The following is a 21,268-nucleotide window of genomic DNA, read 5'->3' on the forward strand; positions in this document are numbered from 1 at the left end:
ACCAGCGGGGCACGGCAAAGGCACCAGTCTTGTTCGGTTTCGATAAAGCGCCGGCCGGAAATCAGCCGAAGCGGCCCATGATGTAATCCTGCGTACGCTGGTCGTCCGGATTGGTGAACATCTTGTCCGTTTCGTTTTCTTCGACAAGATGACCAAGATGGAACATGGCCGTACGCTGGGAAACACGCGCTGCCTGCTGCATGGAGTGCGTAACGATGACGATCGTAAAATTGGCGCGCAGCTCGTGGATCAGTTCCTCGACCTTGGCGGTTGCGATCGGATCGAGCGCGGAGCAGGGTTCATCCATCAGGATCACTTCCGGGCTGACGGCAACCGCGCGTGCAATGCACAGACGCTGCTGCTGACCACCGGAAAGGCCGGTGCCGGATTCGTGCAGGCGGTCCTTGACCTCGTTCCACAGGCCGGCCTTCTGCAGGCTCTGCTCAACGATCTGGTCCATATCCGCCTTGTTACGGGCCAGACCGTGGATGCGCGGACCGTAGGAGATGTTCTCGTAAATCGTCTTCGGGAACGGGTTCGGCTTCTGGAACACCATGCCGACACGGGCGCGCAATTCCACGACATCGATCGCCTGATCGTAGATATCGTCGGTGTCGAGCGTGATCTTGCCGGTGACCCGGCAGCCATCGATCGTGTCGTTCATACGGTTCAGGGTACGCAGGAATGTCGACTTGCCGCAGCCCGAGGGGCCGATAAGCGCGGTCACCGTATTTTCCCGAACGTTGAGGTTCACGTCGTAAAGCGCGCGCTTTTCGCCGTAATAAACCGAAACGTCCTTGCCGATCATCTTGTACGAAACTTCATTCATTTTCTTGTCCAGCGCCTTTTCAACTGCTGCTTCCGACAACATGTTCATTGCTCAATCTCCCTCTACCAGCGCCGTTCGAAACGGCGACGCAACAGGATTGCGCCAACATTCATGACGATGAGGAACAAAAGCAGGATGATGATAGCGCCGGATGTCCGTTCGACAAAGGCACGTTCCGCTTCGTTCGCCCACATGTAAATCTGTACCGGCAGAGCCGTGGACGGATCCATTGGCGTTGTCGGATAATTTGCAACGAATGCCACCATGCCGATCAAGAGCAGCGGCGCCGTTTCACCCAGCGCATGGGCAAGGCCGATGATGGTGCCGGTGAGAATGCCGGGCATGGCAAGCGGCAGGACGTGATGGAAGATCGTCTGCATCTTCGAAGCGCCGAGACCAAGCGCTGCCGCACGGATCGACGGCGGCACGGCCTTCAATGCTGCGCGTGTGGCAATGATGATCGTCGGCAATGTCATCAGCGTCAGGACGAGGCCACCGACCAGGGAGGCCGAGCGCGGAAAGCCCATGAAGTTGATGAAGACGGAAAGACCGAGCAAACCGTAAACGATCGAGGGAACAGCCGCGAGATTGTTGATGTTCACCTCGATAAGGTCCGTCAAACGGTTCTTCGGCGCGAATTCCTCGAGATAGATGGAAGCTGCGACACCGATCGGCAGTGACAGAACCAGCACGATCATCATCATGTAGAAGGAACCGATCAGCGCCACACCGACACCCGCCGCTTCCGGACGGCTCGAATTGCCGTTGACGAAGATGCCGGTGTTGAAATGTTTGCCAAGCTGGCCACCTTCGGCGAGCTGGTTCATCCAGCCGAGCTGCTGGTTCGAGATGCGGCGGTTGGCCTCATCCACCGTCAGATCGACCTGGCCCTTGAAGGCGCTGTCCACATCGCCCGATGCCAGAAGCGTGACGGTGCGCGTGGTGCCGATAACGGCAGGATCGGCGACGACGATGTCGCGCAGCTGGGTGCGGACGCTGTCGGAGATCATGACGTTGACGGCGCGAAGACCGGCGCGGTCCGTTGGCGCGACGCCGAGAACCTTGGCAACCGCATCGCGGGCGAGAACGGGATAATTGGCCGTCATCAGCTTTGCGGGATTTGCGGCCCGCTCATTCTTCGGATCGATGATCAGTTCGGAAAACTCGACCGGAACGGTGATCATCGTCTGCTGGAAGGCGGTGTAACCCTTGGATACGACCGACCAGAGCAGCAGGAAGAGGAAGATCAGGCCGAAGGAAATCGCTGCCATTCCATAGGCACGGAAGCGGCGTTCGGCGGCATAGCGACGCTTGATGCCGATATCACGGCGCGTGGCGTTGTTTCCGGCGGTAGCGCCGGCTGTGGGAGAAACGATGTCGGTCATTCATATTGCTCCCGGTATTTGCGCACGATGTAAAGCGCGTAGATATTCAGGCAAAGCGTGATGGCGAAAAGCGTGATGCCCAGCGCGAAGGCGACAAGCGTCTGCGGCGAGGTGAATTCAAGGTCGCCGGTCAGCTGGCTGACGATCTTGACCGTTACCGTGGTCATCGGTTCGAACGGGTTGATCTGCAGACGGGCAGCAACACCGGCGGCGAGAACCACGATCATGGTTTCGCCGATCGCACGCGATGCCGTCATCAGCACGGCGCCGACGATGCCGGGAAGAGCGGCGGGAACGATGACCTTCTTGATGGTTTCAGAGCGCGTGGCACCAAGACCGAGAGAACCATCGCGCAACGAACGCGGCACGGCGGTGATGATATCGTCCGACAGCGACGAGACATAGGGAATGAGCATGATGCCCATCACGAAGCCGGCGGTAATGACGCTCTGCGCCTGGATGAAATTGGCGTAGTTGCCGGTTGCGAGACCGTTGATCTGCGTGGAGATGTCTCGCAGGAAAGGACCCACCGTCGTCAGCGCGAAGAAGCCGTAGACGATCGTGGGAATACCGGCGAGTACCTCGAGCAGCGGCTTTGCCACTGAACGCAGGCGCGGCGAGGCGTATTCCGACATGTAAATCGCCGAAAACAGACCGACCGGGACCGCGACCAGCATGGCGACAAAGCCGATATAGAGCGTGCCGGCGAGCAGCGGGATGAGGCCGAACTGGCCGGACGAGTCCGTTGCACCGGCGGCCGCAAAACGCGGATCCCACACGGTTCCGAAAAAGAACTGGTGTGCCGGAACCATGGTGAAGAACTGGATGGCTTCCGTCAACATCGACAGGACGATACCGATGGTCGTCAAGATCGCGATGGACGAGGCGACAAGCAGGGATGCGAGAATGACCCTTTCGACCTTGTTGCGGGCCCGAAAGCGGGGAGCGATCGAACGCAGCGCATAAGCGGCGCCGGCGAATGCGGCCGCCAGCACGATGACGATCATCGCGATGCGGCTTGTCGAGGTCATCGTGTTCAGCGTCTGGGCCGCATCGACCATATAACGCTCGGGATCGCCGGCAATCGCAACGCCTTTCGATGCCAGAAGCGGCCTTACCGTGGCTGTATCCGCATCTGCCTGCGCGGTTTCTTCCGCCGTCAGGCGCTGAAGTCCACGGGCGATGGAGCTCACCATGCCATATGTCAGGCTTTGCTGCGCCTCGGACTGGGCGCGCACGTCTTCGGGAAAATTACCACGCACGGCCGAGGTGATGACCAGCGGGCTGATAACAAGCCATATACAGAGAATGAACGCCGCGGGCAAAACCGCCCAGACGACCGCGTAGGAGCCGTGATAACCGGCACGGGAATGCATGCTGGCGGGGCGCCCGCCAGACAGAGCAATGGCGCGGCGACTGCCGAGCAGATAACTGCCGATGCCGATCAGCACCAGTATCAGCAAAAGGATCGATGTGTTCATTAGAATTCCCTCGGCGTGCCTCAAGAGCACGGTGCGATATCGGGCAAATCAAAAAGTCATCAAAACGAGACCGCTGGACCATCCAGAGATGCCTGCCTTTTGACTGTATGAAAGTCTGGCAAGCGTCAAGGTTGATACAACCTATCCATCTGTAATCCATAAACAATTATGTGGATGGCGATGGATCGGAACTGTCAACCGGAGACAATCGCCGAAGCGGAGAGGCACCGGGCGGAACAAGGGGCGCGGCAGGCCGCGCCCCTCATCTTTATTACATGGAAGCGCCGGCTGCGAACTTGGCGCGGATTTCTTCGCGCTCCTTGTCCGGAGCAGCAACCAGGCCGTAGTTGGCGAGCGGGGAATCCGGGCCGATCATGTCGTCAGAAACGAAGAACTCGACGTATTCCTTGAGGCCCGGGATAACGCCCAGGTGAGCCTTCTTCACGTAGAAGAACAGCGGGCGGGAAACCGGATACTTGCCGCTGGCAACGGTTTCGGTGGACGGAACAACGCCAGAAACAGTGGCAACCTTCAGACGGTCAGCATTGTTTTCATAGAAAGCGAGGCCGAAAACGCCGAGGCCAGTCTTGTTGGCGTCGATGCGGGCCAGCGTTTCGGTGTAGTCGCCGTCGATGTCGACTGCAGCGCCGTCCTTACGGACAGCGATGCACTTTGCAGCTGCCTGCTTGGCATCGGTAACGATCTTCTTGATGGCGTCGGTAGCGCCGGCTTCCTTGCAGCCGTCAGCCATGATCTTCTCTTCGAAGACTTCGCGCGTGCCGTGCTTGGAACCCGGGATGTAAGCGGCGATCGCTACATCAGGCAGTTCCTTGTTGACTTCCGACCACTTCTTGTTGGGGTTGGCAACGAGCTTGCCGTCCTTGACGATTTCAGCTGCGAGAGCAAGGTACAGATCCTTCGGCTCGAGCTTGATGTCCTTGTTGGATGCGTCCATTGCGAAGACGATACCGTCGTAACCGATCTTCACTTCCTGAACGTCGGTAACGCCAGCAGCCTTACAGGCGGCCAGTTCGTCGCTCTTGATTGCGCGCGAAGCATTGGCGATGTCGATGGTGCCTTCACCAACGCCGGAGCAGAACGCCTTCAGACCACCGCCCGTGCCGCCGGACTCAACAACCGGAGCCTTGAAGTTCGGGAAGGTTTCGGCAAAGGTTTCAGCAACGATCTTGGCATAGGGCAGAACCGTGGAAGAACCGGCAACCTGGATCTGGTCGCGAGCAGCGGCGGCGCCAGCGAAGGCGACAGAAGCCACCAGAGCTGCTGCGGAAAATTTAAGGATGTTCATTTGTCTCTCCCGTCGTGGGCTTGTTTGTGGACGCGGCCGATAGCGGCACTCGCTCAAAGCATGCGCTCGGCGACCTTTTCTTAACCACCGTAGCCACATCCTTTTATGTCACTTCAGTGAAAGATTTGTGACAACCTAAATTATTGATTTAATTTATAAAATTTTACGGCATTAAAAGCTGGCAGATATTTTATGTCAGAATCTGACGGTGAAGTCCGTACCGTTGCCCAATTCCGATTTAATGATGAGGCGGGCACGGTGGCGGGTGAGGATATGCTTGACAATGGCAAGCCCGAGACCCGTTCCCTTTTTGGAACGGCTGTCGGCGACACTGACGCGATAAAACCGCTCCGTCAGACGCGGCACATGTTCGGCGGGAATGCCTGGCCCCTTGTCGATGACGCTCACTTCCACCGGCTTGCCGGGTTCAGCGCGGAGCCAGACATCCACGACCTTGCCTTCCTGTCCATATTTGCAAGCATTTTCAACGAGGTTCTGGAACACCTGCACCAGTTCGTCGCGGTCGCCCTGCACTTCCGCCGGCCGGTCGGGCAGATGCAGGGTGATCTCCACATCCAGCTCGTTGGCGAGCGGCAGCAGCGCGTCCCGCACATGACCGATGACGGGGACGAGGTCGACCTTCTGGTCGGGCGCGATATTTGCCCGTAGCTCCAGCCGTGAAAGCGACATCAGATCATCCACCAGCCTGCTCATGCGGGTCGCCTGATCGAGCATGATGGCGAGAAAACGTTCCTGTGCTTTCGGGTCGTTGCGAGCCGGACCCTGCATGGTTTCGATGAAGCCACGCAGCGAGGCGAGCGGCGTGCGCAATTCATGGCTGGCATTGGCGACGAAGTCGCTGCGCATCCGGTCGATGCGGCGAAGCTCCGACACATCGCGGAACGACAATATGTAAAATGGTGGGCCGGCCACCTCCCCCGCATCCGCCCGGGCAATGCGAACGATGAAGACGCGCTCTGATGGAAAACGCTCCGAATGCTCGACCTGATTGGGTTGGCCGGTGGTTATGGTTTCGCGGATGACATCCAGCAGGCCCGGGGATCGCAGGCGGGCGGAAATATGCGCGCCGGGCGGAAGCTGGCCGAACGCCCGTTCCGCCGCACCGTTCTGAAACAGCACGCTGGCATTCTTGTCGAGGATGAAGACCGGCGTATCCAGCACCGCAAGGCCGGCCCTGACGCCGGAAATGACACTTTCCGCAGGCACCTCGGGTTCATCCGTTTCCGCAACCGCAGCTTCATCGGCTTTGGGCACCACTGACCGCTCCCGAACCGCCAGAATGGCGATGATGGCGCAGAGCCAAAGGGCGGCCGGCATATAGGGCGTGTGCAGTTCCGAAACGGCCACGATGGCCAGCATGCTGACGACGAGAACGGGCAACCAGTTTCGGCCAAGCTTTCGTCCCAAAAGCCTTAATCCACGATCGCCTTCCATGACTGCCATTTCAGCCTGCTTTCCACTTTCACCTGACAGCGCATCGAATTCTCATAGGCCAGCTTCATGACAGAGATTCATCACCGCGCATTTTTCACAACGTATATGCGCAAAATCTGTGCCGCAATCGTCCCCGGCGCCGCACCATGTCCCGCCACTCCTCTTTCACTTGAATTCTGCCGGTGGATATGAACTCATTGGCGGTGAGTTGCCTTTACACAACAATAGCCGGAGAACAAATATGGCCGAAGACACGAAGAAGCGAGCGGTGGAGCTTACCATTGGCGGCAAGCCGCGCAGCTTCGACATCGACGATCCGGTTCTTCCCGACTGGGTGGAGGACAAAAAACTCTCCGCAGGTGACTTTCCCTACGACAAGAAGATGAAACGGGAAGATTATGACGCCGCGCTGGAGGCGCTGCAGGTGGAATTGGTGAAGGTGCAGTTCTGGCTGCAGGCCACCGGTAAACGGGTGATGGCGGTCTTCGAAGGCCGCGATGCGGCGGGCAAGGGCGGCGCGATCTTTGCGGCCCGAGCCTACCTCAACCCCCGCTACGCCCGCGTGGTGGCGCTGACCAAACCGACGGAAACCGAACGCGGCCAATGGTATTTCCAGCGTTATATCTCACATTTTCCGACTGCCGGTGAATTCGTTCTCTTCGACCGTTCCTGGTATAACCGCGCTGGTGTCGAGCCTGTCATGGGATTCTGCACCCCCGAAGAACACAAGCGCTTTCTCAAGGAAACACCACGGCTGGAAAAGATGCTGGTGCATGAGGACATCCATCTTTTCAAGTTCTGGCTCGACATCGGACGCGAGACGCAGATCGAACGCTTCCATGATCGCCGCCACAGCCCGCTGAAATGCTGGAAGCTTTCGGACATGGATATTGCGGCGCTGACGAAGTGGGATGACTACACGCAAAAGCGCGACGAGATGCTGGAAAAGACCCACACCGACGCCGCCCCCTGGACGGTGGTGCGCGCCAACGACAAGCGCCGCGCCCGTGTGAACCTTATCCGCCATATTCTCAATTCACTCGAATATGACGGCAAGGACAACAAGGTGATCGGCGAGATCGACGGCAAGATACTGGGGTCGGGACCGGAGTTTCTTAAATAAGACAGGAAGATGATGGCAAGCGCCTCCTGAGGGCGGCGCCTGTCTTTCTTCCTGTCAGCCATTCTTCCTGTCAGCCTTACTGGCCGGGCAGAATGCGCACGGAGTAAAGATTGACCGGACGGCTGTTGCCGTCGATGTCGCTGTTGATGAAGATTTTGCCGGGCGCGTTAGGCGCTAGCGAGCGCTCGAAAGTCGCGTTCAGCAGCATGTCCGCCCGTTCAGCCGTGGCCGTAAAGCGGTGGCGTGAGCAATCGCCAAGCGTGGCGAAATCGCAGGCGACGGAAACCTGCGTCTGCCGGTCGCTGGATGATTGCAGCGTGATGGATATGGTCGAGGACTTGCCCGCCATGTCCCGCATGACTTCCACCGGAACCTCGACGCTGATCGCACCATCCTGCGAAACACTTCTCGACGTTACCTTTATCGCCTTGCCGGCAGGTGTGGCAATGTTTTCGACCGTGGCACGCGGGCCGGCCGAAACTCCGGCGCTGCCGCGCTCGGCATTAAAGAGTTCCACCCAATCATCGGAAAAACCGCGGCCGGCGGAGAGGCTCGGCGCCGGTTCCGCACCGTTGAAGTCTTCCGCCTGGACCTGGGCCGGCGGATTGGGCACGCTGGTATCGCGCTGCGCGGGCGACAGCAGCAGGCCGGACGAATAGACCCACCAGGCGCCGAAACCAATAAAGGCGAGAAGCGTCACATATATGAAAAGCCTTGCAAAAAGCCCGCGGCGCTTGCGGCGGCCAACGGCACCCTCCGGGCGAAAAGCAAGCGAGGCATCGCCCGCGCTGGAGCCTCTCCTGGATGGCTTTGCATTGCGTCGACCGGCGCTTGGCGGCTCCGCAGCAACAGCGACGCCCGGCCGCGCGTCACGCGTTTCGCCACGCAGTTCCGGCTCGATGGCCATATCGCCATGGTGCTGCGGCTGCGAAACGGGATCGACCGAGGGTTCATCATGGGCGACACTCTCCGGCAGTGGTGGCCGCAATTGCTGCTCCACCCTGTTTAGAAGCCGGTCACGCTCTTCATTTTCAATGACATGGATGAGGCTTTCGAGCCGCTGGCGTTGCTGGGCGACGACCTGTGGTTCGTCTATGCCCTGCTTGCGCAGGCCGGCTTCCAGCGCCTGGCGGGATGATTGGTAAATCCGTGCACGAACTTCGGCGTTCGATCTGTCCGATTTTTCCAGAGCATTTCTGATTGCCGTTTCCAGTCCGCTCACGACCGATCCTTGTTTTGTTGCGCTGTGCAAAAATATGCGGCGCTGCGCCATTGGTTTACGATTCGGTAACGGCTATGCCGCGCCTCCGCAAGCATCGTTTGTTATAAAGACCGGATTGGCTTGGGGAAAATCGATCCATTGTGGCGCTGCGAACGCAGATTTGTGACGCCGATACGGCGTGGTTTTCGCTTTCAATCCGTCGCCGAACACGATATTAACTTACGTGCGCGTAAACGTAATTCATGGGAGGAAACATGCTGCCGTCCGTGCTGAAAGACAATCTGCGTCTTCCGGTCATAGCCTCACCGCTATTCATTATTTCGCATCCGCAATTGACACTGGCGCAATGCAAGGCGGGTGTCATCGGCGCTTTCCCGGCGCTGAACGCGCGGCCCGAAAGCCAGCTGGACGAATGGCTGGCGATGATTACCGAGGAGCTTGCCGCGCATAACAGCGCCCACCCGGATCGTCAGGCTGCCCCCTTTGCCGTCAACCAGATCGTGCACATGTCCAATCGCCGACTGGAACATGATCTCGGCCTCTGCGTCAAATATAAGGTGCCGGTGGTGATCTCCTCGCTCGGCGCCGTGCCGGAAGTCAATGCGGCGGTCCATTCCTATGGCGGCATCGTGCTGCACGACGTCATCAATGATCGTCACGCCCGCTCCGCCATCCGCAAGGGCGCAGACGGGCTGATTGCGGTGGCAACCGGGGCCGGCGGACATGCCGGCACGCTGTCACCCTTCGCTCTCGTTCAGGAAATCCGCGAATGGTTTGATGGCCCGCTGCTGCTGGCCGGCGCCATCGCCAATGGCGGCTCCATCCTCGCGGCACAGGCCATGGGCGCGGACATGGCCTATATCGGCTCGCCCTTCATCGCCACTGAGGAGGCACGCGCTTCCGAAGGCTACAAGCAGGCGATCGTGGATGCCCAGGCAAAAGACATCGTCTATTCGAATTATTTCACCGGCGTTCACGGCAACTATCTGAAAAGCTCCATCGTCGCCTCCGGCATGGATCCCGACAACCTGCCCGAAGGGGACCCCTCCAAGATGGACTTCGAAACGGCAACCGGCGGGGCAAAGGCCTGGAAGGACATATGGGGCGCCGGCCAAGGCATTGGCGCGGTCAAGGCCGTGGAGCCGGTGGCAGACCTCGTTGATCGGCTGGCACGCGAATATGAAGCTGCGAAAAATCGCATCTGCACAACGGCCTGACGCCGCCCGTAAACAATAACCAGGCAAAGCTTTTTGCGGAAATTTCAAAAGCCGCGTATTCAAGGCTTGAAATCCGTCAGCATTGCCTGTATCAGCCCGCCATGAAGCTGATCCGCCACAGACGGGTCATGTTCGGGCCGCTTTAGCTCAGTTGGTAGAGCACGTCATTCGTAATGACGGGGTCACGTGTTCGAGTCACGTAAGCGGCACCATTTATTTCCCATGATATCAGTACTGTTCGATCCGTAGCTTCGCTTACGCGTTGGTGATCTTTCACGCCATAGGTACTGCCCATGGTGAAACCAAACAGCCCGCCATACGTTGACCGGCAAGTCACTCTCAACCAGAAAGCCTGTTATCGTGGACGTCATTCGTATTCTTATCGCCATCCTTCTGCCTCCCGTCGGCGTGTTCCTCCAGGTCGGTCTTGGCCTGCATTTCTGGCTCAATATTCTTTTGACACTGTGCGGCTATGTGCCCGGCATCATTCACGCCATCTGGGTGATCCTGCGGAAGTGAAATCCCGGCCATGCGCAATGGGACGTCCGCAACATTTTAGTACGTGATTAAATTCTTATGATCTCTGGAACCTCGTCTTGTCCCTCACGTTAAGGTGATGACAAGCAGCCAAGGAGAAAATCATGAACCAGATCATCTACATCGTCGGCCTCGTCGTTATCGTGCTGGCAATCCTGTCGTTTTTCGGTTTCCGCTGATCCCCGTTGTCAATTCACCCGCTTGCGCATATTCTAAACCGCAGTGACACACGGCTGCGTTCATGGGTTGCTCCGCTGTCGGGTGTATTTCGGGATCGCGTTGCTCTGGGAGGTGCACGATGAAGAACGAGAGATGGACAGAACCGGTCGAGGTCAATCTTGAGGCGAACGGCAAGAGTGTCGTCGCCGGCCCCTTCGAAGCGCTGACGTTGCTCACGGAAGGCTGGCCGAAGATTGGCGGATTAAGCTTTGTGAGAGCCAGGAGCGCCTGCCGCGCCGCCCTTGACGGACGCAAATCGCCGGAGGAAGCTCGTAAATGCTTTACCGATGCGGTTTCCGAGATGCAGAAAAACCCGCATTAAAGCAGATAAACGCAAACGGCTCCTTTTCAGGAGCCGTTTTCTTATGTGGCGTTCCGGGTATGGAAATACCCGGAACGGTTCTCATTCTTGAAGCTGGATCGTGTAACTCTGCCGGACCTTACATCCAGTAGGGCGCGACGCCGTAATAGTCATAAACCTTGCGATCCTTGGCGTTCAGCAGATCGTTATCGTCGAGATTGGCGAAGTGCGGCGCGTTTTCGATCTCTTCCTTGGTGAGATCGATGCGGTAGCCGTCAAGTTCTTCATCGTAGTGCAGCTTTTCCCAAGGCAGCGGGTAATAGTCGTCGCCGATCCCGAGAAAGCCACCAAAGCTCAGCACGGCATAGGCAACGCGGCCGCCACGCTTTTCCAGGATAATGCGCTGGATCGAGCCGATATGTTTGCCGTCAGCGCCATAAACGCGGGTGCCTTCCACCTTGTCGCTGGCGATCAGGCTCGGCGTATCCTTGACATAGGGGTCCTGTCCGGCGCGGGGTTCCTGATGCAACATGACGTCTTCCTCCTTGATTTTCCTCGTTGGTGTCACGTCTTGTAAACCCTGCGACGGAGAAATCGTTCCGCGGCGTTTCAAGCGCTACGGCCAGTATTTTTTTGAAGGAGGATGGAACAAAAAGGCGCTTATTGGCGGATTTTTTGCCAGACGGAGGGCGAAACACCAACCATCTTGCGGAAGACGCGGGAGAAATGCGCCTGATCTGAAAACCCGCTGGCAATGGCAATGTCGGTCAGCGCCATGTCAGGCCTCATCATCAGTTCCTTGACGCGATCGATACGCGCCTGCATCTGCCATTGGTGCGGAGGCACGCCGGTGGAAGCCTTGAAGGCGTGGCTGAAATGGGATTGTGACAGGTTGGTAAGCTCCGCCAGTTCCTCCAGCCGGATAGAGCGCAGGCAATGTTCACGGATATAGTCGGTCGCCGCTCTTAACTGCCAGGCAGCGAGCTTGCTGCGTTTCTTGACCGGTTCCCGCTTTACCTTGAGGAAGTCCGTCAGCAGCGCCAGCACGAGGCTTTCGCCGTAGAGGTCATGCAAGGGGTCTGGATTATCACATTCGGCGGCGATCAGCCGGGCCAGCGCCAGCAGGCGCTCATCCTCGAACATCAGATGCGGATCGAGCAGGCCGTGCGGGTCAAACCCCTGCACCAGCCGCGCGCCCAGCAAACCCGCATCAAAATGCAGATCGAGATGACGCACGAAGGAAACATTGCTGAGCTCCGCATGCACATCCAGATCGGCGGGCACGAAGGAAATCCGGTTCGCCTTGGAGGAACCGTAATTGTCGCGGTGGGAGCGGTTCATCATGAACCGGCCGTCATCGCTCCCGTCCATATCGAGCAGAAAAACAAACCGCGGGTCCTTGCCGACATAACGGCCGCCCGCTTTTGGCGCGCAACGCACATCCCAGAGATCGGCGACAATGCCGTTCCATACCCTGGAGCGCGGGCCGCCGATGACGGCAAAGCCCTCGATCTCATTTTCCATCCGCACGCGGAAAGCCATGGCCTCTTGATCCCGCAAGGCGCAAAGGCGCCTCTATAAACATGATAAATCTATTCATGTTTATAGAGGCAAACTATATTTCCCGCAACTGCTGGCCTGCGGCCAAGCCTTACCACTTCTTTGCGAGCTTGAAGGTGATGGTGCGGCTATCGCCCCAGCCGCAGACCGAGACACCGGCGCAGCTCTTGACATATTCCTTGTCGAAGACATTCGCGACGTTGATGGATGCCGTCCAGTCGTTCTTCTCGTAACGGATCGCGGCATCGAAGACCGCCGCATCCGGAACGCGCAGCGTATTTGCCGCATCCGCCCAGGACTTACCCTGATAGCGCACCCCACCGCCGATGCTGAGGCCTTCAAACGTATCATCGGTGAAGGCGTAATCCACCCACAGGGATGCGGTGTTGGTGGGCACGATCCAGGGGGATTTGCCGATCAGGTTGGGATTGGCATCACGGGTAATCTCAAGATCGGTGTAGGAATAGGAAGCAAGGGCCTTCCAGTTATCGGAAAGATTGACCTTGGCTTCCAGCTCGAAGCCGGTGGATTCCACCTGTCCGAACTGACCGCTCGTGGTGACGCCGCCAGCCGTATAGGACACGATGGCATTGTCCTTGACCAGCTTGAAGACGGAGGCAGTGATGCTGCCATCAAAGAAGGTCGGCTCATATTTGACGCCAGCCTCGAACTGGTGTCCCTCCTCAGGTGCGGCAGGGGTGCCATCCGCAAGCGTATCGATCAGCGGATTGAAGAAGGTGGCGGCCGAGACATAGGGTGTCAGGCCATTGTCGAATTCATAGGCAAGGCCGGCCCGGCCGCTCAACGCATCGTCATTGGAGCGGAAGGACGCGCCTGTTGGCAGCCTGTTGTTCAGCTCCGTATCGACATAATCGTAACGGCCGTTGAGCGTCACCAGCCAGCCATCGCCGAAACGCAGCTGGTCCTGGGCGTAGATGCCGATCTGCTGCTGGGTCACGACATTGTCGGCATAAACGAAATTCGTTCCCTGCGTCGAGCCATAGACTGGCTTGAGCGCGCCGATCGCATTCGATCCGCAGCAGGCCTGCACCTGATCCAGCTTGTAATATTTATAGTCGAGACCAAAGAGCAGCGAATGGCTGACCGCACCGGTTTCGAACTGGCCTTCAATGCGGTTGTCAACGCCGAAACTATCCGCCTTCGACAGGCCGTCATAACCGAAGCGGGTCAGCATATAGTCGTTGGTGGTGGCATCGAGGATCGGCTGGCCATTGGCGTCGGCATTGGCCCAACCGCCCGGATAGGGTCCGGTCTCGTGCTTGTAGAGGTGGCCATAACGGGCGTTCTGGCTGATCTTCCAGCCATTATCGAATTCATGGCTGACTTCGTAACCCACCATCGACTGGTAGACACGGCCATTGTCGATATCCGGTTCGCCATAAAAGGCCTTGCGGTCGAGCTTGCCGAAGGGTGCGTCGACCACGGTGCCGACATAAGGCAGGAAGCCGTTGCCGACATGCACCTGATCGAGCGCCGAGAAATATCCGTAGAGCGTGGCGCTTGTCTGCGCATCCGGCTCGAAGGTGATCTGCGGCATGATGAAGCCGCGCAGATCCTCTGAGTAATCAGTGTAATTATCGCCGCCGGAAACCTTGCCGGTGACGCGGTATTTCCACACGCCCTCAGCATCCACCTTGTCGCCGAAATCGAAACCGAAAAAGGCATTGCCGAAATTGTTGATGCCGATTTCCGTTTCACGAACCGGCGTATCCTGAGTTTGCTTGCGGACCAGCTGCACGATACCGCCGGGATTGGCGCCGCCATACAGCACCGAGGCCGGCCCTTTGAGGACTTCCACCCGCTCCAGACCATAGGCATCCATCTGGAAACCGCCGAAACCATAGCTGAACAGGTTCAGCCCATCGAGGAACACGCCGGTCTGGGTGGCCTGAAAACCGCGAATGTAAAACCAGTCAGTATCCGGGTCGGTGCCGAAGGGCTCAGCCGTCACACCGGGCGTATAGCGCAGCACCTCGTCGATTTTGGTCACGGCGCCGCGGTCATCCATTTCCTGTCGGCCAACAACGGATACGGATTGCGGAATATCTTTCGTTTCCGTGTCGGTTTTCGAACCGGTCGCGCTTTTCTTCGCGACATAGCCACGGACCGGGCCCGTGGCATTTTCCGCCCCCTGACCTTCGACGGTGATTTCCCGCAGAACAGTCGTTTCCTGTGCGTGGCCCATCACCGGCGCCATCAAAACAACGGCAGCCGTTCCCAAAGCCAGGCGGCTCAAAAACATCCCATGCAAATTTTTCAAGATATGCCCCGACACAGATCGCGGCCGACGATCATAGTCGCCAGGCCGCAGCACTTCAATTAAGCTGAGTATTTACATCAGGATTAAGGCGGGATGCTTGTCGTTTTCCGGGAGGATTTGAAGCTTATTGGCCTCTCGCACTGTTTTGTGCCCGTCATTTTATACGGCGGGACCAGCCCTCAACCTTTGCGTCGGCCGATCCTCGCAAGCAGCATGACGGGAAGGATGCCGATGACGACAATCGCCAGTGCGGCGATTGCCGCCTCCTCATAGGTGCCGCGGGCGGCTTCGCCATAGAGGTGGGTCGCGAAGGTCTCGAAATTGAGCGGCCGCAATAACAGCGTGGCGGGGAGTTCCTTGACGCAGTCCACGAAGATCAGCAACGCCGCCGCCGCAAGGGATGCTTTCGAGAGCGGCAAATGGATCTGGCGGAATGTCTGGGTTGCGGATCGCCCGAGTGTTCGCGAGGCGTGATCAAAAGATTGCGGGATACGGCTCAAGCCCGCATCGACGCCGCCGGCTGCAATGGTGAGGAAACGTGCCGAATAGGCGTAGATCAGGGCTGCACCACTGCCGATGAAAATGAGGCCCGTGGATATGCCAAACCAGTTGCGCATGGTCTGGTCGACAAACCGGTCGAAACCACCGAGCGCAATCAGCACGCCGATGGCAATGACAGTGCCGGGGGCTGCATATCCCACCGTGGAAAGACGATAGGACCAAAGCGAGAGACGCCCCGGAGCAAGGCGCATCGCGTAAGCAACCGCAAGGCCGAGAATAAGGGTGATCACCGTCGCCACCCCGGCAAAGACGATGGTGTTCAACGCCTCCTCGGTGAAACGGGCAGACAGGCCGCTGAAGCGGAACCGTTTCCATGCCTCGATGACGAGATAGCTCGCCGGCGCCACAAAACCGATCAGGACCGGCAGGCTGCCAAGCATGAAGGCCCCGCAGGCCTTGAGGCCGGTAAGGCGCACCGGCTCCAGTTCCCGGCTTTTTTGCGCGGAAACCGAATAACGCTGCTTGCGCCGCGCCCAGCGTTCAAACGCCACGAGGGCGACGACGATGAACAGCATGGAGAGCGCAATCTGCGCCGCACCCGGCAGATCGGATTTCGTGACCCAGGTCGTATAGACCGAAACGGTGAGGGTGCGGACGCCCAGAAATTCCGAGGCGCCGATATCGTTCAGCGCTTCCATAAGAGCAAGGCTGACGCCGACCGCGATCGCCGGCCGCGCCAGCGGCACCGCAACCTTCAAAAAAGCCTTCTGTCTGGAAACGCCAAGCGTACGGGCGGCCTCCAGCAGATTGCCGGCCTGTGTGAGGAACATGGCGCGGACGGGAATATAGACATAGGGAAACAGCACGAAGCCAAGCAAAATGATGCAGCCCGTCATCGATCTTATATCCGGCAGACGGAATTCACGCGGGCTGGAGTAACCGAGCAGAAAGCGGATTACTCCCTGCACTGGCCCGATCGGATGCAGAATATCCAGATAAGCATAAGCAACAATATAGGTTGGCATGGCAAGCGGCAGCAGCAGCGCCCATTCCAATATCCGGCGACCGGGAAAATCATAAGCGGTAACCAGCCAGGCCGATGAGGTTCCAATGATACCGGCCAGCAAGCCGACACCGGCAAGAAGGATGACCGTATCCGGCAAGGCCGTCAAAAGAACGGTGGAGCCGAGATGCTCCCACAGGCCGGCAGAACCCTGTACCGCCTGAGAGACCAGCGCCAGAACCGGTACCATGGCGCCGCAGACCGCAACGAGCGACAGGCCCAGCCACCAGAAGGAGGATGAAAACCTTGGTCTTGCGCGGGACGTCAATGGCTGAACGGCGTCTGGATTCATGAGCTTCTTGAAAATACAGGGAAAGGCGCCCGCGGGTGCGAGCGCCTTCCACCTTGTTGCCAATTGGCCTTTACTTGTCGAAACCGACCTTGTCGACCAGTTCGCTCGCCTGCTTGCGATGCGACACGATCTCGGTCAGCGGCTTGTTGTCGATCTTCAGGTCGCCGAAGGAAGCGACGATCTCGTTGAGGCCCGCGCCCTGCTTAACCGGATATTCGTAGTTGGCTTCAGCATAAATCTTCTGGGCTTCGTCAGAAACGAGATATTCCAGAAGCTTGACGGCTTCAGCCTTGTTCGGCGCATTCTTGGCAACGGCCGCACCGGTGATGTTGACCTGCGTACCGCCATTCTTGAAGGTCGGCAGAACCACCTTGATGGCATCGCCCCACTTGACCTGCTCTTCGCCGCCCTTGCCCGAGCGCATCAGACCGACATAGTAGGAATTGGCGATACCGATATCGCAAATGCCGCCGAGGATGTCCTTGGCAACGTCACGGTCGCCGCCGCCAGCCTTGCGGGCCAGGTTTTCCTTCACGCCGGCAAGCCACTTTTCAGTGTCGGCCGCGCCATAATGGGCAATGTAATCGGCAAACAGCGCCGTGTTGTAAGGGTGCTGGCCAGCGCGAATGCAGACCTTGCCCTTCCACTTGGCATCCGCCAGATCTTCATAGTTGAAGGAAGCAAGGTCGAGATCCTTCGCCGCATAAAGAACGCGGGCGCGCATGGAAAGCGCAAACCAGTGACCCTTGGCATCACGAAGTTCAGCCGGCACTGCCTTGTTCAGGGTTTCGGACTCAACCGCCTGGGTAACACCCTTTTCGGCGAGATCAACGAGGTTGCCGGCATCCACGGTCATCAGGACGTCGGCAGGCGAGCTTGCGCCCTCGCTCAGAACGCGCTCAGCCAGACCGTCCTTCAGGAATACGGTGTTGACCTTGACGCCGCTCGACGCGGTGAAGGATTCCAGCAGGGGCTGGATCAGGCCCGGCTCTCTGGTGGTGTAGATATTGAGTTCTGCGGCGCTGGCTGATCCGGCTGCAAAAGCAACCGTGCTGGCGAGCAGGGCAAATCTGGTAAATTTCGTCATGGTCGTCTCCCTCTTCGATGGCGGCAATATAGAGGCAGCAGACATCATACCTGATGGATCAAATCAAGTTTTATTTCGCTGTTTTTCGATGAGTTTGATCACCAAGAGTTGAAAATGATGCGGAAATTTACATGCAAATCCGCTCATTCAACTTCAAGTAAATATCAGAACACCCTTGGGGTCGATACCGAAACGCACCGCCTTGGTCTTGGCGGGTGTGCGTTGCATCGTCCGGACACGCAAATCTCCCGGCAACCCCGGCACGGCAATACCGAGCTGTTCGATCTCACCGAGGAAAACCCGGCTCAATATTTCGCCGGCGATCCCGTCCTTCGCTGCATTGTCCTCGATAATCGAAATCGCGTTGGGTCGAACATAGGCAACGGCTGCAAGGCCATCGGGCAGATCGGATGCATCACCCAGCAGCCCGAGCGGCGTTTCAACGCGCCCCTGTTTTACCCGGCCCTCGATCTTGTTGAAGGCGCAGAAAAAATCGGCGGCATAGCGGGTTTTGGGGTTATCGTGAATTTCATATCCCGTGCCGCTCTGCACGATACGCCCGCGCTGCATCAGCACCACGCGGTCGCCTGCGGACAACGCCTCTTCCGGATCATGGGTGACCATGATTGCCGTGGTGCCCAATTGCCGCAGAAGACCAAGCGTCTCCTCGCGGACATTGTCGCGCAAACCCCTGTCCAGATTGGAGAAAGGCTCATCCATCAGCAACAGGCCGGGCTGCGGGGCGAGCGCACGGGCGAGCGCCACACGCTGCTGTTCACCGCCCGAAAGCGTATGCGGATAGCGTTTGGCCAGATCCTGCAGATGCACGTGCTCGATCATCTCTTCCGCACGGCGGCGGGCGTCTGCCTTAGGCAGGGTTCTGAGACCGAACATGACATTCTGTTCGACTGTGAGATGCGGGAACAGCGCATAATCCTGAAAGACAAAACCGATATTGCGCTTTTCCGGCTCAACGAAAACCGCCGAATCGGCAACGGTCGAACCATTAAGGGAAACACTGCCGTGGTCCGGCGTCTCCACGCCCGCAACGATGCGCAGCAGGGTCGATTTTCCACAGCCCGACCGTCCAACCAGACAAATAATTTCGCCGCGTTCGACGGACAGGTCGATATCGGACAAAACATCCGTATCACCGAATCTTTTCCCAACCGATTTCAGTTCAAGCGCTGCGCTGCCTGCCATTTCCAATCCTGCCCTGCTTTGCGAATTATGTTGATCGCTCAAATCAGGATTAAAGTCAAAAAATCGCACATAACTCCGTTTCATTCACGAGGACGCGAGATGTGCGACAGCAATATTGACGTTTACGTTAGAGTTAAATAGGCTTTACCCATACGATGGACGTCAGGGGATTCCGCGTCTATCATTCGTCACCGGGGAGCGGGAGGAGCGGTCGATCCGGTGGCGCACATGTGGTTCCTTCTATCTCGCCGATATGCCGGCTGGTTGCGGGAGCTTCATGATCATCACGAAGCCTAAAGCGCCCTTGATGCATTCCACCGAATGCACGGCGCGAAAAAGACTCTGGGAGGAGAAGCATGAGTGAATTGTCCCTGGGACAGCCGGAAAATGTCAGCGTAGAAAAGCGTTGGCTGTCGTCCTATCCGCCGGGCGTCCCTTCCGAAATCCCCGTATCGGCCAACGCCTCGCTTGTAGATCTTCTTGAAAAGAGCTGCGTGCAATTTGCCGACCGCAAAGCCTTTTCCAGCATGGGCAAGTCGCTGACCTACCGGCAGCTGGACGCTCAAACCCGCGCCGTGGCCGCATGGCTGCAATCCAGAGGACTGGAAAAGGGTGACCGGGTGGCGGTGATGATGCCGAACATCCTGCAAAACCCCGTCGCGGTTTATGGGATCCTGCGGGCGGGCATGATCGTGGTCAACGTCAATCCGCTCTACACACCGCGCGAACTGGAACACCAGCTGAAGGACTCCGGCGCAAAGGCGCTGTTCGTGCTGGAAAACTTCGCCCATGTGGCGCAGCAGGCGGTGCCGAAAACCGCAGTGCGGCATGTCGTCGTCGCAACCATGGGCGATCTTCTCGGCTTCAAGGGACATATCGTCAATCTTGTCGTTCGCAAGGTGAAGAAGCTTGTGCCCGCCTATGCGATCCCCGGCTCGATCAGCTTCAAGGCGGTGCTGAAGGAAGGCCAGGGATTTTCCCTGAAGTCCGTCGGCCTCACGGCTCAGGATATCGCCTTCCTGCAATATACCGGCGGCACGACGGGCGTCTCCAAAGGCGCGATCCTTACCCATGCCAATCTTCTGGCCAACAAGGCGCAAATCAGCCTGTGGCTGGACGCCGCCTTCAGCAGCCGCAAGGATCGTCCCGAAGTTCTCAACTTCATCTGCGCGCTGCCGCTCTGCCACATTTTTGCGCTGACGGTGAATTCGCTGATGGGCATTGCGCTCGGTGGCCACAATCTGCTGATCGCCAACCCGCGCGATATTCCCGGCTTCGTCAAGGAACTGTCGCATTATCAGCCGCATGTGTTCCCCGGCATCAACACGCTTTTCAACGCGCTGATGAACAATGAGGATTTCCGCAAGCTCGACCTTTCGTCGCTCATCCTCGTTCTTGGTGGCGGCATGGCCGTGCAAAGACCGGTCGCGGAACGCTGGCTTTCCGTGGTGGGCTGCCCGATTGCGGAAGGCTACGGTCTCTCTGAAACATCGCCGGTGGCGACGGTCAATCGCCTCGATTCCCAGGAATTCAGCGGCACCATCGGCCTGCCGCTGTCATCGACGGAGATCGACATTCGTGACGACGATGGCAACAGCTTGCCCATGGGTGAAGTTGGCGAGATTTGTATCCGCGGCCCGCAGGTCATGGCCGGTTATTGGCAACGGCCCGATGAAACCGCAAAAGCCATGACCGCCGATGGCTTCTTCCGCTCCGGCGACATGGGTTTCATGGACGAGCGCGGTTACACCAAGATCGTCGACCGAAAGAAGGACATGATCCTCGTCTCCGGTTTCAACGTCTACCCGAACGAGGTGGAAGAAGTGGCCGCCAGCCATCCCGGCGTCCTGGAATGCGCCGCAATCGGTGTTCCGGACGAACATTCCGGCGAAACGGTCAAACTTTTCGTCGTGAAGAAGGATCAGTCGCTGACGGAAGCGGAGCTCAAGGCCTTCTGCGCCAAAAACCTGACAAACTACAAACGGCCAAAGATCATCGAGTTCCGCACCGAGCTGCCGAAATCCAATGTCGGCAAGATTTTGCGGCGCGAATTGCGCAATCTGAACTGAGCGCCTGAAGCGAATGACGGGAGCCGGGCGACCGGCTCTTTTCTTTTATCCCGGCCCTTTTCTTTTATCAAAGTCGCCTTGATTTGGTCGCCTGAAAAAGAATAGTTTCCTCATCCTTCCACGGAAGCCGAGGAGCA

Annotated in this window: 17 protein-coding genes and 1 tRNA gene; 6 read left to right on the top strand and 12 right to left on the bottom strand. The window is 58.1% G+C overall.

Annotated elements, in window-relative coordinates:
- Positions 1–61 precede the first annotated feature (61 nt).
- The 5 genes from pstB to phoR all read right to left on the bottom strand — a co-directional run bounded on the left by pstB (position 62) and on the right by phoR (position 6,465).
- Positions 62–877, bottom strand: coding sequence for a phosphate ABC transporter ATP-binding protein PstB (pstB, locus tag M0412_RS10915; protein WP_142840983.1), 816 nt, complete (start codon positions 875–877; stop codon positions 62–64).
- Positions 878–891: 14 nt separating this feature from the next.
- Complete coding sequence (gene pstA / locus M0412_RS10920; protein WP_142840982.1) at positions 892–2,214, bottom strand: phosphate ABC transporter permease PstA; 1,323 nt, start codon at positions 2,212–2,214, stop codon at positions 892–894.
- Positions 2,211–3,695 (bottom strand): phosphate ABC transporter permease subunit PstC, encoded by a 1,485-nt coding sequence (pstC, locus tag M0412_RS10925; protein ID WP_142840981.1) that lies wholly within the window; start codon positions 3,693–3,695, stop codon positions 2,211–2,213. Before pstC ends, pstA begins: the two co-directional genes overlap by 4 nt.
- A 271-nt stretch (positions 3,696–3,966) precedes the next feature.
- A complete protein-coding gene (locus tag M0412_RS10930; RefSeq protein ID WP_142840980.1) occupies positions 3,967–5,001 on the bottom strand; it encodes a substrate-binding domain-containing protein in 1,035 nt (344 codons plus the stop codon).
- Positions 5,002–5,196: 195 nt separating this feature from the next.
- Positions 5,197–6,465, bottom strand: coding sequence for a phosphate regulon sensor histidine kinase PhoR (phoR, locus tag M0412_RS10935; protein WP_269700096.1), 1,269 nt, complete (start codon positions 6,463–6,465; stop codon positions 5,197–5,199).
- Positions 6,466–6,697: 232 nt separating this feature from the next.
- On the opposite strand from phoR, the gene ppk2 reads away from it, so the two are divergent.
- Positions 6,698–7,579 (top strand): polyphosphate kinase 2, encoded by an 882-nt coding sequence (gene ppk2, locus M0412_RS10940; RefSeq protein WP_269700097.1) that lies wholly within the window; start codon positions 6,698–6,700, stop codon positions 7,577–7,579.
- 76 nt (positions 7,580–7,655) lie between these two features.
- On the opposite strand, the gene M0412_RS10945 is transcribed toward ppk2, so the two are convergent.
- Positions 7,656–8,801, bottom strand: coding sequence for a hypothetical protein (locus M0412_RS10945; RefSeq protein ID WP_269700098.1), 1,146 nt, complete (start codon positions 8,799–8,801; stop codon positions 7,656–7,658).
- Between the two features lie 254 nt (positions 8,802–9,055).
- On the opposite strand from M0412_RS10945, the gene M0412_RS10950 reads away from it, so the two are divergent.
- The 4 genes from M0412_RS10950 (at position 9,056) to M0412_RS10965 (ending at position 11,096) form a co-directional block, all read left to right on the top strand.
- Positions 9,056–10,018 (top strand): nitronate monooxygenase family protein, encoded by a 963-nt coding sequence (locus M0412_RS10950; RefSeq protein WP_269700099.1) that lies wholly within the window; start codon positions 9,056–9,058, stop codon positions 10,016–10,018.
- A gap of 136 nt (positions 10,019–10,154) precedes the next feature.
- Positions 10,155–10,230 (top strand) — tRNA-Thr (locus tag M0412_RS10955).
- Positions 10,231–10,378: 148 nt separating this feature from the next.
- Positions 10,379–10,537 (top strand): YqaE/Pmp3 family membrane protein, encoded by a 159-nt coding sequence (locus tag M0412_RS10960; RefSeq protein WP_046799460.1) that lies wholly within the window; start codon positions 10,379–10,381, stop codon positions 10,535–10,537.
- Positions 10,538–10,853: 316 nt separating this feature from the next.
- On the top strand, positions 10,854–11,096 hold the full coding sequence (locus M0412_RS10965) for a DUF982 domain-containing protein (RefSeq protein WP_269700100.1): 243 nt from the start codon (positions 10,854–10,856) through the stop codon (positions 11,094–11,096).
- Between the two features lie 118 nt (positions 11,097–11,214).
- Here M0412_RS10965 and M0412_RS10970 read toward each other — a convergent pair whose 3' ends face one another.
- From M0412_RS10970 to M0412_RS10995, 6 genes are all read right to left on the bottom strand, one after another.
- Complete coding sequence (locus M0412_RS10970; RefSeq protein ID WP_046799387.1) at positions 11,215–11,607, bottom strand: PRC-barrel domain-containing protein; 393 nt, start codon at positions 11,605–11,607, stop codon at positions 11,215–11,217.
- Positions 11,608–11,735: 128 nt separating this feature from the next.
- Entirely contained in the window at positions 11,736–12,617 is an 882-nt protein-coding gene (locus M0412_RS10975; RefSeq protein ID WP_269700101.1) for an AraC family transcriptional regulator, read from the bottom strand.
- Positions 12,618–12,726: 109 nt separating this feature from the next.
- The gene (locus M0412_RS10980; RefSeq protein ID WP_269700103.1) at positions 12,727–14,916 is read right to left on the bottom strand and encodes a TonB-dependent siderophore receptor; all 2,190 of its coding nucleotides are present in this window, start codon (positions 14,914–14,916) and stop codon (positions 12,727–12,729) included.
- Positions 14,917–15,095: 179 nt separating this feature from the next.
- The gene (locus tag M0412_RS10985) at positions 15,096–16,772 is read right to left on the bottom strand and encodes an ABC transporter permease (RefSeq protein ID WP_371338179.1); all 1,677 of its coding nucleotides are present in this window, start codon (positions 16,770–16,772) and stop codon (positions 15,096–15,098) included.
- Positions 16,773–16,842: 70 nt separating this feature from the next.
- Positions 16,843–17,859, bottom strand: a complete 1,017-nt coding sequence (locus M0412_RS10990; protein WP_269700104.1) for an extracellular solute-binding protein — start codon at positions 17,857–17,859, stop codon at positions 16,843–16,845.
- A 153-nt stretch (positions 17,860–18,012) separates the two neighbouring features.
- Positions 18,013–19,062 (bottom strand): ABC transporter ATP-binding protein, encoded by a 1,050-nt coding sequence (locus tag M0412_RS10995; protein ID WP_269700106.1) that lies wholly within the window; start codon positions 19,060–19,062, stop codon positions 18,013–18,015.
- A gap of 356 nt (positions 19,063–19,418) precedes the next feature.
- Between M0412_RS10995 and M0412_RS11000 the strand changes: the two genes are divergently transcribed.
- Positions 19,419–21,131 (top strand): long-chain fatty acid--CoA ligase, encoded by a 1,713-nt coding sequence (locus tag M0412_RS11000; protein WP_269700107.1) that lies wholly within the window; start codon positions 19,419–19,421, stop codon positions 21,129–21,131.
- Positions 21,132–21,268: the final 137 nt, after the last annotated feature.

Origin of the sequence: Agrobacterium sp. O3.4, from assembly GCF_041414895.1 — a bacterium.
Taxonomy (GTDB): Bacteria; Pseudomonadota; Alphaproteobacteria; order Rhizobiales; family Rhizobiaceae; genus Agrobacterium; species Agrobacterium cucumeris.

Coding starts and splice junctions, on each gene's coding strand:
- M0412_RS10950 (WP_269700099.1), top strand. CDS start 9,056: ATGCTGCCGTCCGTGCTGAAAGACAATCTGCGTCTTCCGGTCATAGCC.
- M0412_RS10970 (WP_046799387.1), bottom strand. CDS start 11,607: ATGTTGCATCAGGAACCCCGCGCCGGACAGGACCCCTATGTCAAGGAT.
- M0412_RS10990 (WP_269700104.1), bottom strand. CDS start 17,859: ATGACGAAATTTACCAGATTTGCCCTGCTCGCCAGCACGGTTGCTTTT.
- ppk2 (WP_269700097.1), top strand. CDS start 6,698: ATGGCCGAAGACACGAAGAAGCGAGCGGTGGAGCTTACCATTGGCGGC.
- pstB (WP_142840983.1), bottom strand. CDS start 877: ATGAACATGTTGTCGGAAGCAGCAGTTGAAAAGGCGCTGGACAAGAAA.
- M0412_RS10985 (WP_371338179.1), bottom strand. CDS start 16,772: ATGAATCCAGACGCCGTTCAGCCATTGACGTCCCGCGCAAGACCAAGG.
- pstA (WP_142840982.1), bottom strand. CDS start 2,214: ATGACCGACATCGTTTCTCCCACAGCCGGCGCTACCGCCGGAAACAAC.
- M0412_RS11000 (WP_269700107.1), top strand. CDS start 19,419: ATGAGTGAATTGTCCCTGGGACAGCCGGAAAATGTCAGCGTAGAAAAG.
- M0412_RS10975 (WP_269700101.1), bottom strand. CDS start 12,617: ATGGCTTTCCGCGTGCGGATGGAAAATGAGATCGAGGGCTTTGCCGTC.
- pstC (WP_142840981.1), bottom strand. CDS start 3,695: ATGAACACATCGATCCTTTTGCTGATACTGGTGCTGATCGGCATCGGC.
- phoR (WP_269700096.1), bottom strand. CDS start 6,465: ATGGCAGTCATGGAAGGCGATCGTGGATTAAGGCTTTTGGGACGAAAG.
- M0412_RS10930 (WP_142840980.1), bottom strand. CDS start 5,001: ATGAACATCCTTAAATTTTCCGCAGCAGCTCTGGTGGCTTCTGTCGCC.
- M0412_RS10995 (WP_269700106.1), bottom strand. CDS start 19,062: ATGGCAGGCAGCGCAGCGCTTGAACTGAAATCGGTTGGGAAAAGATTC.
- M0412_RS10965 (WP_269700100.1), top strand. CDS start 10,854: ATGAAGAACGAGAGATGGACAGAACCGGTCGAGGTCAATCTTGAGGCG.